The following is a 16,129-nucleotide window of genomic DNA, read 5'->3' on the forward strand; positions in this document are numbered from 1 at the left end:
CGTTTTGACAACCTGTGCATGTAATTGACTGAATTTGCGAGATTTTTTCTCAAATAATTCAGGGTTGCTGCATGAAGTGGCAACGCAGTGCTGCTTTCCATGCACATAAGCATATGCGCGCAACGACGCAGGCCCCGCAACCGTGGGTTGCGGGGCCTGCGTCGTTGCGCCAATCGTGCCTATGGCGAGTGCTCAGTGCTGGTGATCACTTGCCGTCGCACTGGGCGTTCTGCTTGCTGCTGCCGGAGGGCGGGCAGCCGAACCAGTTCTCGGTCGGCTTGGCCTGGCCAGTGTTGGCGTGTCGGCCGCCCTGGCTGCCGATCTCGCCGCCATCGAGGCTTTTCTGTACCTGGCGCGTGGCGTTGTCCTTGGCTTGCTGGCGTGCCTCGGGCTGTTCGTTCTGTTGATAGTGCGCGCCGTTGTCAGCTGCGCCGTCTGCGGTGCGCTTGGAGTGGCTGGGCGTAGGCTGGCCCTGCGAGGAATGCTGGGAAGAGGCCGCGCCGCTGGTCCCTGTCTCGGTGTTCATCTCGTCGAAGGCCTGGGCCGGGGAGAGGCCCAGCAGGCCCAGCATCACTGCGGCGGCGCCAATGCCACGGCGCAGGCGGGTGCTCGCGGCAGGGCGCTTGCCTGAGAGCAGTCCAGTGCGCTGGCCATGGAGAGAGGCGTTGTCGTCAGTGGTGGCTGTCGAGGTCTTGTGGAACATGATGAGGGGACTCCTTGCGGGTCTGGCTGCCGGTGTCGGCAGCCGCGCGGGTGAGGGATTCACCGGCGACGTATGAGGTATCGGCGAATGCTGCGCCAGCTTGCGAGCGCACGATGCCAGACATGAGAGGGTGACGTGAGTGACTGCAACTCGGCGTTGCGCGCCAGGTAATCGATAGAACAGTTATCGGGGCACACGGCGGGAATTCAACTCTTGTTCAATAATTGGCCGTGGCGACGGGCGCACTCGCCGGGGTGGGTGGCGTGTGTTGTTCACGCAATTGATAGGCAGCCGACACGTGATCGATCCGACACTTCTGATGGCAAAAGGGCTGACGCCCCTTGAAGTCGCGACGCGCCATGACAATGTGAGTGGTACAGGGCAACGGCCCTGAGTGTTCACCCAGGTCAAGGAGACAGGCATGACGATCAAGAAAACCGGTTCCGCGCATTGGGAAGGTAGCGTCAAGCAGGGTAAAGGCACTGTCAGCAGTGAAAGTGGTGCGCTCAAGGATCAGCCTTACGGCTTCAATACGCGCTTTGAAGATGGCGCCGGCACCAATCCCGAAGAGCTGATCGGGGCGGCTCACGCCAGCTGCTTCTCGATGGCACTCTCGATGATGCTGGGCGAGGCGGGGCATGAGCCCAAGGCTATCGATACCACCGCCACCGTCCATCTGGACAAGGACGACAGCGGCTTCAGCGTGACCAAGGTCGCCCTGGTGACCAAGGCCGATGTGCCGGGCATAAGCGAGGCAGACTTCCAGTCCACCGCCGAGAAGGCCAAGGGTGGCTGCCCGATCTCCAAGCTGTTCACCGCCGAGATCTCGCTGGAAGCCTCGCTGGTCAACTGAGGCGTCGCTTGTCGACCCAGTCGTCGCGGGCGAATAGCCGTCAGGCGTCGACGACAACGACAACGACAGCGACTCGCGTGCCCTCAAGTTTCATCTCTGCGATGCGCGCACAACGAAAAAACCGCCCCTCGGGGCGGTTTTTTCGTTGTGTGCGGTGGATTGCCGAGGGCCTGTACTAGCGCTTGTCCGAGCCGCTTTCAGAACCGTTTGCTGAACCGGTTTCTGAACCACTGCCTGACCCCCTGTCTGACCCCCTGTCTGGGTTCATTGCCAGCTCATCCTCCTCGCTGACCTCGCCGGCATGCTGCATGGCATTGCGGCGCGATTGCAGGCGCGTCAGCGGCTTGCGATCCGGCGTGCGGTACCAGCGGATGTTCTCGCGTGAGCACTGCTCCAGCTCGGCGATCACCTGGGCGCCGAGCAGCAGGATCACGGCGCCGATCTCCAGCCCCAGCAGCAGCACGATCAGCGTTGCCAGTGAGCCGTAGACGGCACCGACGAAGGACAGGTGGGTGAAGTACCAGCTCAAGGCGAGACGCGTCAGCTCCCACAGGGTGGCCGCGACCAGGCCACCGACCAGCGCGCGGCGGGTCGAGACGCGGGTCTGGGGCAGTATCTTGTAGATGGCGCTGAACAGCCCGAACATGCCGACGATGCTGATCAGATAGATCACCTCGCTGCCGGCATCGCCCAGGGTCAACTCGATACCGGTCAGCAGCGTCAGGGCATCATTCATCGCTGAAGCCAGCGCCACCAGCAGGGTCAGCGCGAGCAGGCCCGCGCCCAGCACCATCACGAAGGCGTAGGGCAGCAGGGCGGAAATCCAGGCGCTGCGCTTACGAATCACCGGATGCTGATGGAAGATCAGCGCGATGGCGTCTTCCAGCATGCGAAAGGCCAGCCCGGCGAAGAACAGCAAGCCGCCCATGCCGATCCAGCTGATCACCTCGCGATTGGCCAGCAGCTTGCGTACCGCGTCCAGCAGGATATCTTCCTGGCCCGGCCCCAGATGCTGGACCTGAATGGCGATGATGCTCATCAGGCGCGTTTCATCGACCAGGTGCGTCAGCAGCACGCAGAGCAAGGCGAACAGCGGCACGCTGGACAGCAGGATGTTGTAGCCGACGCCACCGGCCAGCAGCACGCCACGGTTGGCGATGAACTGTCCGATGACGCGCAGGGCGAAGGCCAGCAGGCGCGGCAGAAAGCGCAACAGGCGGCTGCTCAGGGAGTCTGCAGCAGGGTCTGGCATGGCTGGGCATCCTCGCTTTGGTTCGTTAAGTCAGTTCAAGGGTGATGTCAGCCGCGCTGTCGGGCGCGATGCTGGAAGAACGTCGAGGCGGTATAGAGCGCCAGACCGCTCCAGATCAGCACGAAGGTGATCAGCATCGTCGGATGCAGGGTTTCCTTGAAGATCAGCAGCGCGATCAGAAACTGCATGGTCGGGTTGATGTACATCAGAAAGCCGACCGTGGCGAGGCGCAGGCGACGCGCCGCACCGGCAAAGGCGAGCAGCGGCAGCGCGGTGAGCACGCCACTGGACATCATCAGCACGCTGGCGGGCAACCCCAGCGGGCCGACATCGCTGGCCGTGAAGTGCGATTCGCCGGAGAACCACTGGCCGCCGATCAGCAGCAGCGCGAGTGGCGCGAGCATCATCGTCTCGACCAGCAGGCCCGACAGGCCATCCAGCGCGATGCGCTTTCTGAGCAGCCCGTAGGTGCCGAAGGTGACAGCCAGCGAGAGCGTGATCCACGGCAGTTTCGTCAGGCCGATCAGCTGCAGGCTCAGGCCGAGAACGGCCAGCCCCAGCGCGAACAGCTGCACGCGCGTCAGGCGCTCCTTCAGGAACAGCATGCCCAGCCCGACATTGACCAGCGGCGTCATGAAGTAACCCAAGCTTGCCTGCAGTACCTCATGCACCTCCACCGCGTGGATGTAGATACCCCAGTTGAGCGCGATCAGGATCGAGCAGGCCAGCACCGGCACAAGCTTGCGGGGTTCGGCGAAGGCGGCGCGCACCGGCGACCAGCGTCGGATGACGCTGATCAGCAGCACCATGAACACGCAGCTCCACAGGATGCGGTGCAGCAGCACTTCCCAGGCGGGAATGCCCTCGAACAGCGCGAAGTAGAGCGGAAAACAGCCCCACATCACATAGGCGCCCAGCCCGAAACCGACACCCTTGGCGCTCTCGCGGCGCGCCTGCGCCAGACTCTCGACTGAGGGGCCTGCCTGCTCCCGCCTCATGCGGAGTCGCTCGAACCATCCTGCGCCAGCGGTTTACCTGCGATGTAGTAGCCAGAAGGCTCAAGGGCGATGAAGAAGCTTTCGGCCTCCGGGTAGCCGGCCTCGTTCATGGCCTGCGCGATGGACTGGGCGCACAGATCGCGCACCTTCTGGCCACGTTCGAACCACAGCACCTCGACGAAGGGGAAGGCGTCGACGAGCTGACCATCGAACACGTACTGGGTGGTGATGCATTCCAGCGTGAATTCGTCGCGCGCGGTGGCGGTCGCTTCGCTCAGCTGATCGATCAGTGCGCGCGAGACAGGGGCAAGACGGGCAGGCGTGACACCGTGGAAGCGAAGCTGAGGCATGAAGCTCTCCTGTGAGTCGGGATGGGAAGGGGGCGAGCAAGCTCGCGGTGAACTGACGTCGCCGCAACCTGGCGTGGCGACTTTGCGTTCATCGCCAATATATCACTGGCTTCTGATGCTCACACCCGCCGCCAGGGATTCGTGCGCGTGCTGAGCAGTGCAGTGGTGACAGATCATGCTTTGCCTCTCACATCTGATCGCCACAGACGGTAGAATGAGCGCTTTCAAGGCGTGGCACGACCAGCGGCAGGGTGGGCAAGGCTCACGCCGACGCGAATCCGCCAGTTGCCACTCAAGCGTCCATTCAGTCAGCAGGGAGGCACGACGACCATGACGACACAGCCACAGGCGACTTCCTCGCAAGCGAATGCTGGTGATGCCTCGCGAGGGGCGACACTGCGTGTCAGCCTGGTGCAGGCGGACCTGCGCTGGGAAGACCCGGCGGAGAACTGCCGTCTGCTCGGCGAGCAGCTGGATGCCGCTGGCCTGGTCATGGGCGCGGATGGCCGCAATGCCGCAACCGATCTGATCGTGCTGCCCGAGATGTTCGCCACTGGCTTCACCATGAATTCGCGCGAGATGGCCCAGCCGATGGAGTCCAGCAAGAGCGTCGACTGGCTCAAGGCACAGGCCATCACCCGTGGTTGCGTGATGACCGGCAGCATCGCGGTGCTGGATGACGGCGAGTGTTACAACCGCATGCTGTGGGCCTCGCCCGACGGCGAGGTGACGCACTACGACAAGCGCCATCTGTTCCGCATGGCCGGTGAGCATGAGCGTTATGGCATGGGCTATGAGCGGGTGCTGGTCGAGCTCAACGGCTTTCGGATTCAGCTCTCGGTCTGCTATGACCTGCGCTTCCCGACCTGGCTGCGTCAGCGTCCTGTCATCGGTAGCGTGAGTGCTGCCGAGACCGCCGCCGACAGCGCCTTTGAATATGATCTGCTGCTGTGCGTGGCCAACTGGCCGGGCGTACGGCGTCATCCGTGGCGTACGCTGCTGCAGGCGCGCGCCATCGAGAATCTGGCCTACGTGGTGGGCGTCAACCGTGTGGGTGACGACGCCAACGGGCTGCACTATACCGGCGACTCCATGGTCTGCGACTTCAAGGGCGAGCCCATCCTCGACCCTGCGCCAGACCAGCCCTTCATCGAGACCGTGACGCTTGAACGCGGCGCGCTCGACGAGTTTCGAACCAAGTTTCCGGCGTGGATGGACGCCGATCATTTCACTCTGGAGGCCTGATGCGCCTGGACAAATTCCTTACCGAAACCACGGATCTCAGCCGTAGCGATGCCAAGAAGGTCGTGCACCGCGGCGATGTCACCGTGGATGGTGAGGTAGTCAAGAACACCGCGAGCGCCGTCAAGGATGGCATGCGCGTCGAATGGAATGGCGAGCACCTGGAGCTGATGGGGCTGCGCTATCTGATGCTGTACAAGCCGGCCAATGTGGAATGCACCAGCAAGCCGGGCCTCTATGAGCGCGCGCATGATCTGATCGATCTGCCCAATGTCGAGCGCCTGAGCATCGTCGGGCGTCTCGATGTCGACACCACCGGCCTGGTGCTGATGACAGACGACGGCCAGTGGAACCACCGCGTCACCTCGCCCAAGAAGGCCTGTGCCAAGCGCTATCGCGTCACTCTGGCGCGTCCGCTGGAAGGCGATGAGCTGGCGCGTGCCGTGGAGGACTTCGATCACGGCCTGATGCTGGATGGCGAGGAGAAGCCGACCCGTCCGGCGCGTCTCGAGATGGAAACCGCCACCGTGGGTCTGCTGTGGATCACCGAAGGCCGTTACCACCAGGTGAAGCGCATGTTCGCGGCCATCGGCAATCACGTCGAAGCCCTGCATCGCGAAGCCATCGGGGCTGTTGAGCTGGACCCGGAGCTGGAGCCGGGCGAATGCCGCTTCCTGCGTCCGGAAGAGATCGCCAGCTTCTGATCATTCGCTTCTGATCGCTAGCTTCTGATTCTTCAGCGCATGCGTCATGAAAAGCCCCCGTCATTTTTCACGAATGGCGGGGGCTTTTTCATGCGCGTCGTTGGCCGCCGAGCCTTGTATCGTTCCAACGATCGCGCTTAAGGTAGTGATTCGTCTGCTCGTATTGTGAATTCTTTGCGGGAAGCGCGTTTTGCAGAAGAGGCATTTATCAAGATGTCATCTTCGCTCAGCGTCTGATTCGCGCATTTTCATGACAATGACGTATTCATAACAACAACGAGGTAAGTCCACTATGTCGTCCCCCTTCTTCGAGTCGTCTCCCTCCACCAAGTCGTCTCACTTCACCAGCTCCCACCTGCTGAAACCCCTGCCACTGCGCATGGCGCTGGCGGGCAGTGGCCTGTTGCTGGCAACGCTGTCGGCGCCGGCGTCTGCCGCGGAAGATGCCAGTGTGGTGTTCTCCGCGCCGCCGTGGCCGGGCGTGACCATGAAGACCGAGATTGCCTCGGAAGTCTTTGAAGCGCTGGGTTACTCCCCCAGCACGCGTCAGCTGGGCGCGCAGATCACCTATGAAGGCATGTCGCTGGGCGAGGTGGATGCCTTCCTCGCCGCCTGGCTGCCGGCGCAGAGCAACATGTACGACGCCGCGATGGAGAAGGGCACCCTGGTCGACATGGGCAACAATGTCGAAGGCGCGCGCCTCGGGTTCGCGGTACCAGGCTACGTTGCTGAGGCCGGAGTGACCTCCAACGAAGACCTCGACAAGCCGGAATTCGCCGACAAGTTCGAGAAGACCATCTATTCCATCGAGATTGGCTCCGGTTCCAGCGAGATCGTCAACAAGGGGGTCGACGGTGATATCTATGGTCTCGGCGACTGGGACCTCAAGGAGTCATCGACGCCGGGCATGCTGGCCACCGTGGCCAATTCCTCCAAGAGCAAGGAGTGGATACTGTTCGTCGGCTGGACACCGCATTGGATGAACATCGAATACGACATGGTCTTCCTCGACGACCCGGATGACATGTGGGGCCCGGGCGGCGGCGCCAGTGATGTGAAGACCTTGGCCAACAAGGCATGGTCGGAAGCGCACCCCAATGCGACCCGCCTGCTCGATCAGCTGGCCTTCAGCTCGGATGATCAGAGCGCGCTGATCTACGGCTATGGCAAGGAAGAAAAGCCGCAGGAAGAGGTCGCCGGTGAGTGGATGAAGGCCAACCCGGCCAAGGTCAAGGCCTGGCTGGACGGCGTGACCACCCGTGATGGCGAACCTGCCTGGCCGGCCGTCAAGGAGGCTCTCGGCCTGCCGGAGGCATGATCGACAGCTTGAAAAGGTGCCGCTGATCTTTGTGGATGCAGCACCTTGAATATAGTGGTAAGAACACGAAGCCCGCTCATTGAGCGGGCTTCTTGCGTTCTACAGCAGTGAACGTGTCAAAAGTGTGCGCAGCGTCAGGGCAGAAAATGACCTCTGGCGTGCCGCCCATCAGGGGGAGAATTCGTCGTCATGCAAATCTTGCATGGAAAATCCAAATAAAGAATTGGTCGCGGGATAGGGGCCTGTATCACCATCAGTCTGCACTCTGCGCTGCTTCCACGCGCAGCCAACAATAATGACAAGAAGGAAACACTCATGGCTGATTCAGGCTCTTCCTCCGCCTCGTTGCCACGCTCTCCCGGGCCCATTGCGCGCTTTTTGTCTCCCTGGACACGGCTGGCGCTCTGGAAGCAGATCTTCATCGCGCTGGTTCTGGGCCTGGGGCTGGGTATCGTGCTCAACCAGACCGGGCGCGCCGATATCGCCGCCGATATCAAACCGCTGGGTGACCTGTTCATCCGCGGCATCAAGATGCTGATCGTGCCGCTGGTCTTCATCTCGCTGGTCACCGGCGTGGCCTCGCTCAACAACCTCTCCAAGATCGGCCGCCTGAGCGTCAAGACGCTGGTGCTCTATCTGGGCATGACAGCGGTCGCCATCACCATCGGCCTGGGACTGGCCACCGTCTTCCAGCCGGGCGTGGGGATCGACCTGGGCAGTGCGGCCAATGTCGAGGTGCGTGAAGCGCCGACCGCCGTCGATACGCTGCTCGGGCTGGTGCCGACCAATGCCGTCGAGGCCTTCGCCGAAGGCAATGTGCTGCAGATCATCGTCTTCGCGATCCTGTTTGGCCTCTCCATCACGCTGGTGGGAGAGAAGGCCCGTCCGGTGCGCGTGTTCTTCGAGTCCGCGGCGGAAATCATCTATCGCATGACCAGCATCATCATCGCCTTCACGCCCTACGGTGTCTTCGCCCTGATGACCTGGGTGGCCGGCACCTATGGCCTGGCAATGCTCGCGCCGCTGGCCAAGGTGATCGGTATCGTCTATCTCGGCTGCTTCGTGCATGCCATCGTGGTCTATGGCGGCATACTGCGCTTTCTGGCGCGCTTGAACCCGCTGCGCTATTTCCAGGGCAGTGTCGAGCCGATCATGCTCGCCTTCACCAGCACCTCCAGCTCCGGCACCTTGCCGGTGACCATGATGGCCGCCGAGCAGAATCTGGGCGTCAAGCGAGGTGTCTCGAGTTTCGTGCTGCCGCTGGGCGCGACCATCAACATGGATGGCACCGCGCTGTATCAGGGCGTCTGCGCGCTGTTCATCGCCCAGGCCTATGGCGTTGATCTGGGCATGACCGAATACGTCACCATCATCATGACCGCGACGCTGGGCTCCATCGGTACCGCCGGTGTGCCGGGTGCCGGCTTGATCATGCTCTCGCTGGTGCTGACCTCTGTCGGTCTGCCGCTGGAAGGCGTCGCCATCATCGCCGGCATCGATCGTGTGCTCGACATGGCGCGTACCGGCCTGAACGTGGCGGGTGACTGCGCCGTCAGCTGCCTGGTCGCCAAGAGCGAAGGCGAGCTGGACGAGGAAGTCTTCAATACGCCCCACGTCATGCGCTCAGAGCTCAGTTGAGCGCTCTTGTCTGAACACCCACCGCGTCATCATCATCGGCTTGTCGGCATCCGCGTGATAAGCGTGTCAACGACATCAGGAGAACATCGTCATGGAACGCCCCAACGCACCTTCCCATAAAGCCAGCCCCTCTGTCGTTCGCTACGGCGTCGTGGGTGGCCTGGGGGCGATCGGCAGCGCGGATGTCCTGCTCAAGACGGTGCGCGCGGCGCAGTACTGCAAGCCGCCGGGCGGGGTGGATATTGCCTTCGAGCAACGCCATTTCGATGATGGCCCGGGAATCGCTGCGGAGGCCTATGATCCGCTGCGGCGCAAGTTCTACGTCTACAACGTGCTCAAGGACATGCAGGGCAAGGTCGAGAACGCGATGGTGCCATGCTTTCTCTCCCACACCTTCCTGGCCGAGATCACCCCGGAAATCAGCTTCAACGTTGTTGATATCTTCGATGCGCTGCTGGCGCGCATTCGCCGCGACTATCCCGAGGTGCGCAAGATCGGCGTGCTGACCTCAAGCTACGTGCGCGCCTCCGGCATCTTCGAGCAGCGCTTCGGTGAGCCAGATGCCACGCAAGACGGCAGCCTCGCGACAGCTGGCGGTCTCGAGGTCATCTACCCCGATGCCACGCTGCAGCGTGATGCCCTGATGCAGGCCATCTATGGGCCGAGCGGTATCAAGAGCGGCCATCATGGTGGCGAGTGTCTGCAACTGTTGCTCGAGGCCTGTGATGACCTGGTCAGCCAGGGCGCGGAGATCATCGTGCCGGGTCTGAGCGAGATTCCGGTGCTGATGGAGTCGCTGCAGCCGCTGGTGCCGGTGCCCCTGCTTGACTCCAATCTCATCTACGCCGAATACGCCCTGGGCGTGGACCGTGAGCGCGAGAATCGCAACTTCAAGCTCGGTGTGCTCGGTGGGGTAGGGCCGGCGGCCACGGTGGACTTTATGCGCAAGGTGGTCAGCCTGACGCGTGCCGAGCGCGATCAGGACCACCTCAAGATGGTGGTGGAGCAGAATCCGCAGATTCCCGATCGCACTGCCAATCTGATCGGCAAGGGCGAAGACCCGAGCATTCCGATGCTCGCGACCTGTCAGTGGCTGGAGGCCGATGGCGCCAATGCCATCGCGATTCCCTGCAATACCGCGCATGCCTTCGTGGCGCGCATCCAGCCCTATATCGGCATCCCGATCATCAACATGCTGACGGCGGTGGTTGACCATATCGCGGCGATGCAGACGCCGGTGGCGCGGGTCGGGTTGCTCGCGACCAGCGGCACCGTGACCAGTCGGGTCTACCACGACATCATCGAGGCCTCGGGGCGGGAAACGCTGGTGCCCGATGCGCGCTGTCAGACCCAGGTGATGGAGGCGATCTACGGGCATCACGGCGTGAAGGCGGGGCATACGACAGGGGAGTGCAGCGAGCATCTGCAGGCTGCCATTTCCCACCTGCTGGCGCGGGGCGCAGAAGTGATCATTCTGGGCTGCACCGAGCTTCCGCTGATCGAGCTCGATGCGTCACTGCGTGAGCGGGTAGCGCTGCTCGACCCCGCGGAAATTCTCGCGCAGCGCTGTGTGGCACTGGCGCAAGCCGAGGCCTGATCTGCGCTGTACCCACTGGTAAGCCAGTGAAGAGAGCTTGAAGAAAAGACACGCAGCGACGCGATATACTGCGCTCACGCAGGCTCGCTGTGTGCCTTTGTCTCATTCATGCCTCTCTTCAGGTGCTCGCCGTGGAAATGAACTGGCTGGAAGACTTCCTCACCCTGGCGGTGACGCGTAACTTCTCGCGCGCCGCCACCCTGCGCAACGTGACGCAACCGGCCTTCAGCCGTCGTATTCGCAATCTGGAATACTGGGTCGGCGCCACCCTGATTGACCGCAGCCTGTTCCCCGTCGGCCTGACCCCCGCAGGCGAATCCTTCCAGCGTACCGCCCAGGATGCGCTCTCGGTATTGCGCGTCGGGCGCGATGAGGCGCTCGGCTTCGTGCCCAAGATAGAGGAAGTCGTCTCGATTTCCGCCTCGCACACGCTGGCGGTCAGCTTCTTCGTCGACTGGCATGAACAGCTGCAAAACCGACTGGGCAATCTCAAGGCACGCATCGTGCCCGACCACGTCGCCGGCTGTGTCGATGCGCTGATCAGCGGCAACTGTGATCTGATGCTGGCCTACAACAGCCCGCTACTGCCGACGCTCACCGACATCGTGCGCTATCCCTCCATCGTGCTCGGCTCCGAGCGGCTGGTGCCCGTCAGTGCCGTCGATGACGCAGGCCAGGCCCTTTACTCCCTCGACAGCGACACGCCGCAACCCTATCTCTGCTACTCCAGTGACAGCTATCTCGGCCGACTGACCGCGCTGATCATCGGACGCCAGAACCTCGCCGCGCGACTCAACTTCCGCTACGAATGCTCGATGTCTGACGTGCTCAAGCGTGGCGCTCTCGCCGGTAGCGGCATCGCCTGGGTACCGGAACGCGCCGTGCGCGACGAGCTGGCCGCCGAGCGTCTCGTCATCATCAGCGACGATAGCCACACCGCGCCGCTGGACATCTGCCTCTTCCGCCACGCCGAGCATGATCAGCGCGTGGCCGAACGCATCTGGCAAGCCTGCCTGACCGCTGAAGACGAAACCCTCGAACCAGACCAGCCGCCTGCTGGCGGCGTGCCAGTGAAGGAATAGGTAAAGAAAGGGCCGGAGAAGAAAGAGTACGGAAAGAGCACGCAACGGAAAGAGCACGCAAAGCAAAGAGCAGGGCAATGACCTGAAATCATCGCCAGAGCACAACGCAAGACGGGAGCCACCAGGGCTCCCGTCTTGCGTTGTGGCATCTAAGCGCATCTGAGCGCATCTCAGCTCACAGCCTATCGGCCGCATCTGCAAGTCATGCAACGTCTCTCACGACAATCGGCGCGAGTTGGCCGTCGTGCGCTTGTGCAACGGCTTGATGAAGAGGGTGCCCGTCGTCCACCACGGCACCACCTTGCCGCCCGTCATCGCGTTCATCCACGCCTTCTGCATCACGAACCACATCTCCCAGCTGGCCGCGATCTTCTCCGACACCATCTTCTGGTTCTCGGTGATCATCTTCGGGTCCAGCGGCGACTGGGTTCCCCACAACTGAGTGCGCGACATGATGGTCGACATGGCCGTCGACCACATCTCCACCGACGTCGTGCCCAGCTTCCAGACATCGAACATCGCAGCCGGCGTCGTCGGGACCAACTCTGACCAGGCAGGTTGTTTAGCCATTGTGATCTCCAAGTAAGGAACCTGAGTACATTGATACGCCTGTTTTTGCTGCAGTGCAATATGCGTTTTGGCTGGTGAGAAGAAACGAGGCAATCTGGAGCCTCCCTTATCACCACTTTCTTTATAAATCAGTGGGTTATCGATAGCTGATGGCTCGAGAAGCCGGAATTTTCCGTGCTGAGGCGGAAATTTCCCATGGGCCTGGGGAAAGTGGACTTTTGGGATTTGTTGGCAATGTCTTACGCAGGCGTATGAATTTCCTGAAGCTCGGTACCAGTTCAGTCAGACAGTAGACGTAAGCGTTAGCGAATGGCGCGGAAAATTCCGGCGTGTAGCAGGGCGAGATAGAGGGGAGGGTGCAGCGAGGTGCGCTGAGTATCGAGTCTGGTGTCTCGTTAATGCGACGCCGGATGTCGCATTGAACTAACGATTGCTTCTCGGGCATGTCTCGACTCGGCTATTATTAGGTTTCTTGAAATCTCCTATATTCAGATATGTATTTCTCGCCAAGGCAGGACGCCATGGTGGAAGACCATGAGATGGAGCTCGCCCCAGCGGTAAGCGCCGTGCGGTAGCCGTGCTAAAAGTAGAAGGTCAGTTGATACGCTACCTCGCCGACGTTACCTCTACCAAGAAGCCCAGTACCCAAAAGAGCGAACGCCACAAGGCCAACACGCTCATCGAACACTTGGGAAAATACTCGCTCGCGGCGCTTACGCCGGAGTTGATCGCCAACTTCCGTGACACCCTTTTGAACTGCATTGGCCATCGTGGCCAGTCCATCAGCGGCAATACCGTGCGCTTGGAGCTCGCCTTGCTCGGCCATCTCTACACCGTGGCCATCCAGGAATGGGGCCTCGGCCTGACCTGCAACCCCGTTCAGAACATCCGCAAACCCAGCCCTGGAGAAGGCCGCGACAGGCGCCTGAGCCCCGACGAGGAGAAGCGTCTGTTCGCCGGCTACGGCAGCACAGCAACCCCATGCTGGCTTGGATCGCTAGAATCGCTCTGGAGACGGGTATGCGCTCCTCAGAGATCCTGACCCTCACTCGCTCACAGGTCGACGTGAGACGCCGCGTGGTGCGACTCACCGATACCAAGAACAACGAAGCCCGCCTGGTACCGCTGACTCAGGCTGCCACCGAGGTATTCAAGCAAGCGCTGAACAGCCCCGTGCGCCCGCTTGACTGTGACCTGGTGTTCTTCGGTGAGCCCGGCAGGGATGGAAAGCGTGGCCCTACGCCTACACCAAGCTCTGGAACCAAGCGAAGAAGCAAGCAGGGCTCGATGACTTTCGCTACCACGACCTACGCCATGAGGCCGTCAGTCGGCTGGTCGAGGCGGGACTATCCGATCAGGAGGTCGCCGCGATCAGTGGTCACAAGTCGATGCAGATGCTGCGGCGGTATACGCATCTTAGGGCGGAGGATTTGGTGGAGAAGCTGGATAGACTGAGGGATGTCTAATACATTAGATGATAGTTTGACTACACTGTCAGTAACGCTGAGGCTGCTTTCGACCTACAGAGCCATGCAGGCAAAGGCAATATATACGTTATTGGTGATATGTAGCATAGTTAATAAAAATTCTTGAAATTAGTTGGTTGGGTGATATTGGAAAGTTGAATACGTGAATTCGTTCACGTGGGAAACGCGTGTGCTATCTAATACCTGTTTGTTTATAAGGACGCTGGAGTATAGATGGAAGTAAGAAACATCAAGCTCTACATTGATGGTCGTTGGCAGTTGACTGACCTTAATGTTCTGACGAGAGTCTATATCCAGCTTTACGGACTTCTTTACTCTCTTGATGTCGCCGAAGATTATCTGGATGGAGAAATTCAATATATCTACGGGAAATATCCGTGGCGCGGTGGCTTCAGCGCTGTGAATTTCTATCATAACCTGTTCGTTAAAATGCCTCGAGCCTATAAGCCTGAGATCAAATCAATTCAGTATGCATCTCCAGGTTTTATTGAACTCTCTCAGTTAGTAGAGGTGGCAAGGGACGTGGCCCAAATCGTTGGTTATGTGTCTGCTGCAATCCTTGCGGGGAATAAAACATACAGTACAATCCAAAAGGGTATTAGTGAAAGAAAGCTATCTAAAATTAATTTGCGTAGCGAGGAGCTTTCGTTGCTTGAGAAAGAAAGGGTTTTTATTCACAAGTCTGTGAATGACATAGCTAGAGTCATGGGAATAAAACCTGAGACGCTCTCAAAACTCTATTTCAGAACAGAGAACAACGAGCTGGCTGTCCTCAAGATTCTATCATCTGTTTATCGGAGGGCTCGTGATTTAGCTAAGCTTCAGAATCAAGGTAAGCTGGATATAAAGAGGGATCATATTGAGAGAAGGGAAAATAAAGATCAAAGGAAGGCGGACTCGTAAGTTTTTCTCTGCTTTGAGTTGTTAATACTGACCGGAGGTATGGAGATTTGCCTGAAAGATTAGAGCTTACGAAAAACGCGCAATTCTATGTACCAAAGAACATCATTGATGATTCAATCATAAACGACGTTCTGGTTGCGGCTACTGATAATATGGTGGTAGGCTCAGAGTTTGTAATCGACCTATTCAGATCAGATAGAGTGGTAGAGGAACATGGCATAAATTATATGTGCTCAATTAGAGTCTTTCCTTCTGCCCGCCCTGTATATTTTATCGATGAAGAGCTAGAAGATAGAGTCTTCGCTTTTATTATCTTGATTGAATATGGGAATTACTTGGCTGTGTTTAAAAAAAGTTGTGCAAACATATCGGAGGTGTTAAAAGACCACTTTTCTCTTATTGATAGCAGAGATCTTAGCTCAACATTTGATGATGGCGAAGTAGAATTTCAAAAGTTAGCTTTGAGAAATATGACGGTGTCAGAAAGGGCAATGAGGGCTCGATCATACGAAGCTGCAGATTTGAAAGGCTTGCTATCAACTCATTCAGCCGGAAGGTCAATACCCTATTATTTAAAATTCAGGCAGGGAGCTGTTACAAAAACAATTTCTGGAACAGGTCGTATTGTTGAATCTTCTCAGAGAAAAACTCTTGATGAAATAGCATCTTGGGTTAAAGATCAGGTGGATAGTATTGAAAATCCATCGACTAACAATAGTTTCTTGGACTCTTTCGCAAAGAAAGTAGAGCTGGCTGATGTTCTAGCCATATGTGAGCCTTCAGCAATTCTAATAGAAAGCAATTCTTTGTACGAAAGAATTCAAAAGGATGGGTTGTCAATTCAATATAGAGCATCGAAGGGGCGTAATATCGAAGTTTCTGGGAGAGTCATAAATTCCTTGTTTTCTTCTCTTGAAAAAGTTTATGAGCTCGATTCCGACTACAATGTAGTTGGTAGGAAGGGGTGTTCTAAGCTTAGGAAGAATGAAAAAACCCTCACACTTTCATCGAAAATTTTGAGCAAGTTTCGTGTGGTAGAGAGTGGGAAAGATGTAACTTTACAGAAATTTATTATAAAAAATGGTTTCTACAGCGTAACATTTTCAGACCCCAAGTTCATGTACTTTATGGGGTCTTGTTTCGAGGATATATCGGGTATTTCTGAAATAAGTAGTATTCTTGAAATACTACAACCTAAATACCAAATTTCAGCAGTAACTTCTGAAAAGGGCTTGTTTACAAGTTCTTCCAGTGATTTTGATGCTGATTCAATGTTTGGAGTTGTTGAGAAATTGCATGAGGATGATGATTATATATTTTGCGATGACTTCGGCACGGAGTGGGCTGACCACATAACTCTAAATAAAAAAGATTCAAGTGTTAGGGAAACACTGCACAAATCCTGCCGTTGGTGCCTGATCGCCACCGACGG

15 protein-coding genes and 2 pseudogenes are annotated in these 16,129 nt (G+C 58.5%); 12 read left to right on the forward strand and 5 right to left on the reverse strand.

Features of this window, described 5'->3' with window-relative positions:
- Positions 1-205 precede the first annotated feature (205 nt).
- Positions 206-703, reverse strand: coding sequence for a hypothetical protein (locus QD208_RS16515; protein WP_279837481.1), 498 nt, complete (start codon positions 701-703; stop codon positions 206-208).
- 421 nt (positions 704-1,124) lie between these two features.
- On the opposite strand from QD208_RS16515, the gene QD208_RS16520 reads away from it, so the two are divergent.
- Positions 1,125-1,556 (forward strand): OsmC family protein, encoded by a 432-nt coding sequence (locus QD208_RS16520; RefSeq protein ID WP_043335071.1) that lies wholly within the window; start codon positions 1,125-1,127, stop codon positions 1,554-1,556.
- A gap of 175 nt (positions 1,557-1,731) precedes the next feature.
- Here QD208_RS16520 and QD208_RS16525 read toward each other — a convergent pair whose 3' ends face one another.
- The 3 genes from QD208_RS16525 to QD208_RS16535 are packed head-to-tail and all read right to left on the reverse strand — an operon-like array spanning position 1,732 to position 4,156.
- On the reverse strand, positions 1,732-2,808 hold the full coding sequence (locus tag QD208_RS16525) for a YihY/virulence factor BrkB family protein (RefSeq protein WP_347882013.1): 1,077 nt from the start codon (positions 2,806-2,808) through the stop codon (positions 1,732-1,734).
- 47 nt (positions 2,809-2,855) lie between these two features.
- Positions 2,856-3,806: an EamA family transporter RarD gene (rarD, locus tag QD208_RS16530; RefSeq protein ID WP_054555770.1), complete on the reverse strand. Its 951-nt coding sequence runs from the start codon at positions 3,804-3,806 to the stop codon at positions 2,856-2,858.
- Positions 3,803-4,156 carry a DUF1904 family protein gene (locus QD208_RS16535; protein WP_215824197.1) on the reverse strand — a complete coding sequence of 118 codons (354 nt, stop codon included), beginning with the start codon at positions 4,154-4,156 and terminating at the stop codon, positions 3,803-3,805. Before QD208_RS16535 ends, rarD begins: the two co-directional genes overlap by 4 nt.
- A gap of 330 nt (positions 4,157-4,486) precedes the next feature.
- Between QD208_RS16535 and QD208_RS16540 the strand changes: the two genes are divergently transcribed.
- The 6 genes from QD208_RS16540 to QD208_RS16565 all read left to right on the forward strand — a co-directional run bounded on the left by QD208_RS16540 (position 4,487) and on the right by QD208_RS16565 (position 11,737).
- Positions 4,487-5,401, forward strand: a complete 915-nt coding sequence (locus QD208_RS16540; protein WP_279837482.1) for a nitrilase family protein — start codon at positions 4,487-4,489, stop codon at positions 5,399-5,401.
- Positions 5,401-6,102: a pseudouridine synthase gene (locus QD208_RS16545; protein WP_054555772.1), complete on the forward strand. Its 702-nt coding sequence runs from the start codon at positions 5,401-5,403 to the stop codon at positions 6,100-6,102. The genes QD208_RS16540 and QD208_RS16545 overlap by 1 nt, the downstream gene beginning before the upstream one ends.
- Before the next feature lie 292 nt (positions 6,103-6,394).
- Positions 6,395-7,420, forward strand: a complete 1,026-nt coding sequence (locus QD208_RS16550; RefSeq protein WP_279837483.1) for an ABC transporter substrate-binding protein — start codon at positions 6,395-6,397, stop codon at positions 7,418-7,420.
- Positions 7,421-7,735: 315 nt separating this feature from the next.
- On the forward strand, positions 7,736-9,058 hold the full coding sequence (locus tag QD208_RS16555) for a dicarboxylate/amino acid:cation symporter (RefSeq protein ID WP_279837484.1): 1,323 nt from the start codon (positions 7,736-7,738) through the stop codon (positions 9,056-9,058).
- Between the two features lie 91 nt (positions 9,059-9,149).
- A complete protein-coding gene (locus QD208_RS16560) occupies positions 9,150-10,655 on the forward strand; it encodes an amino acid racemase (protein ID WP_279837485.1) in 1,506 nt (501 codons plus the stop codon).
- 137 nt (positions 10,656-10,792) lie between these two features.
- The gene (locus QD208_RS16565) at positions 10,793-11,737 is read left to right on the forward strand and encodes a LysR substrate-binding domain-containing protein (RefSeq protein ID WP_279837491.1); all 945 of its coding nucleotides are present in this window, start codon (positions 10,793-10,795) and stop codon (positions 11,735-11,737) included.
- Positions 11,738-11,953: 216 nt separating this feature from the next.
- Here QD208_RS16565 and QD208_RS16570 read toward each other — a convergent pair whose 3' ends face one another.
- The gene (locus QD208_RS16570; RefSeq protein ID WP_279837486.1) at positions 11,954-12,307 is read right to left on the reverse strand and encodes a hypothetical protein; all 354 of its coding nucleotides are present in this window, start codon (positions 12,305-12,307) and stop codon (positions 11,954-11,956) included.
- 577 nt (positions 12,308-12,884) lie between these two features.
- Here QD208_RS16570 and QD208_RS16575 point away from each other — a divergent pair.
- From QD208_RS16575 to QD208_RS16595, 5 genes and pseudogenes are all read left to right on the forward strand, one after another.
- On the forward strand, positions 12,885-13,349 hold the full coding sequence (locus QD208_RS16575) for a phage integrase SAM-like domain-containing protein (RefSeq protein WP_279837487.1): 465 nt from the start codon (positions 12,885-12,887) through the stop codon (positions 13,347-13,349).
- Positions 13,328-13,459, forward strand: a pseudogene (locus tag QD208_RS16580) (tyrosine-type recombinase/integrase); the annotation flags it as partial. The gene QD208_RS16575 and the pseudogene QD208_RS16580, both read left to right, overlap by 22 nt.
- A gap of 143 nt (positions 13,460-13,602) precedes the next feature.
- Positions 13,603-13,773, forward strand: a pseudogene (locus QD208_RS16585) (tyrosine-type recombinase/integrase); the annotation flags it as partial.
- A gap of 234 nt (positions 13,774-14,007) precedes the next feature.
- Positions 14,008-14,697: a hypothetical protein gene (locus QD208_RS16590; protein ID WP_279837488.1), complete on the forward strand. Its 690-nt coding sequence runs from the start codon at positions 14,008-14,010 to the stop codon at positions 14,695-14,697.
- Positions 14,698-14,744: 47 nt separating this feature from the next.
- Positions 14,745-16,129 (forward strand): hypothetical protein (locus QD208_RS16595; protein ID WP_279837489.1); only part of this gene is annotated, 1,385 nt, incomplete at its 3' end.

The organism is Cobetia sp. 29-18-1 (assembly GCF_029846405.1).
Lineage (GTDB): Bacteria > Pseudomonadota > Gammaproteobacteria > Pseudomonadales > Halomonadaceae > Cobetia > Cobetia amphilecti.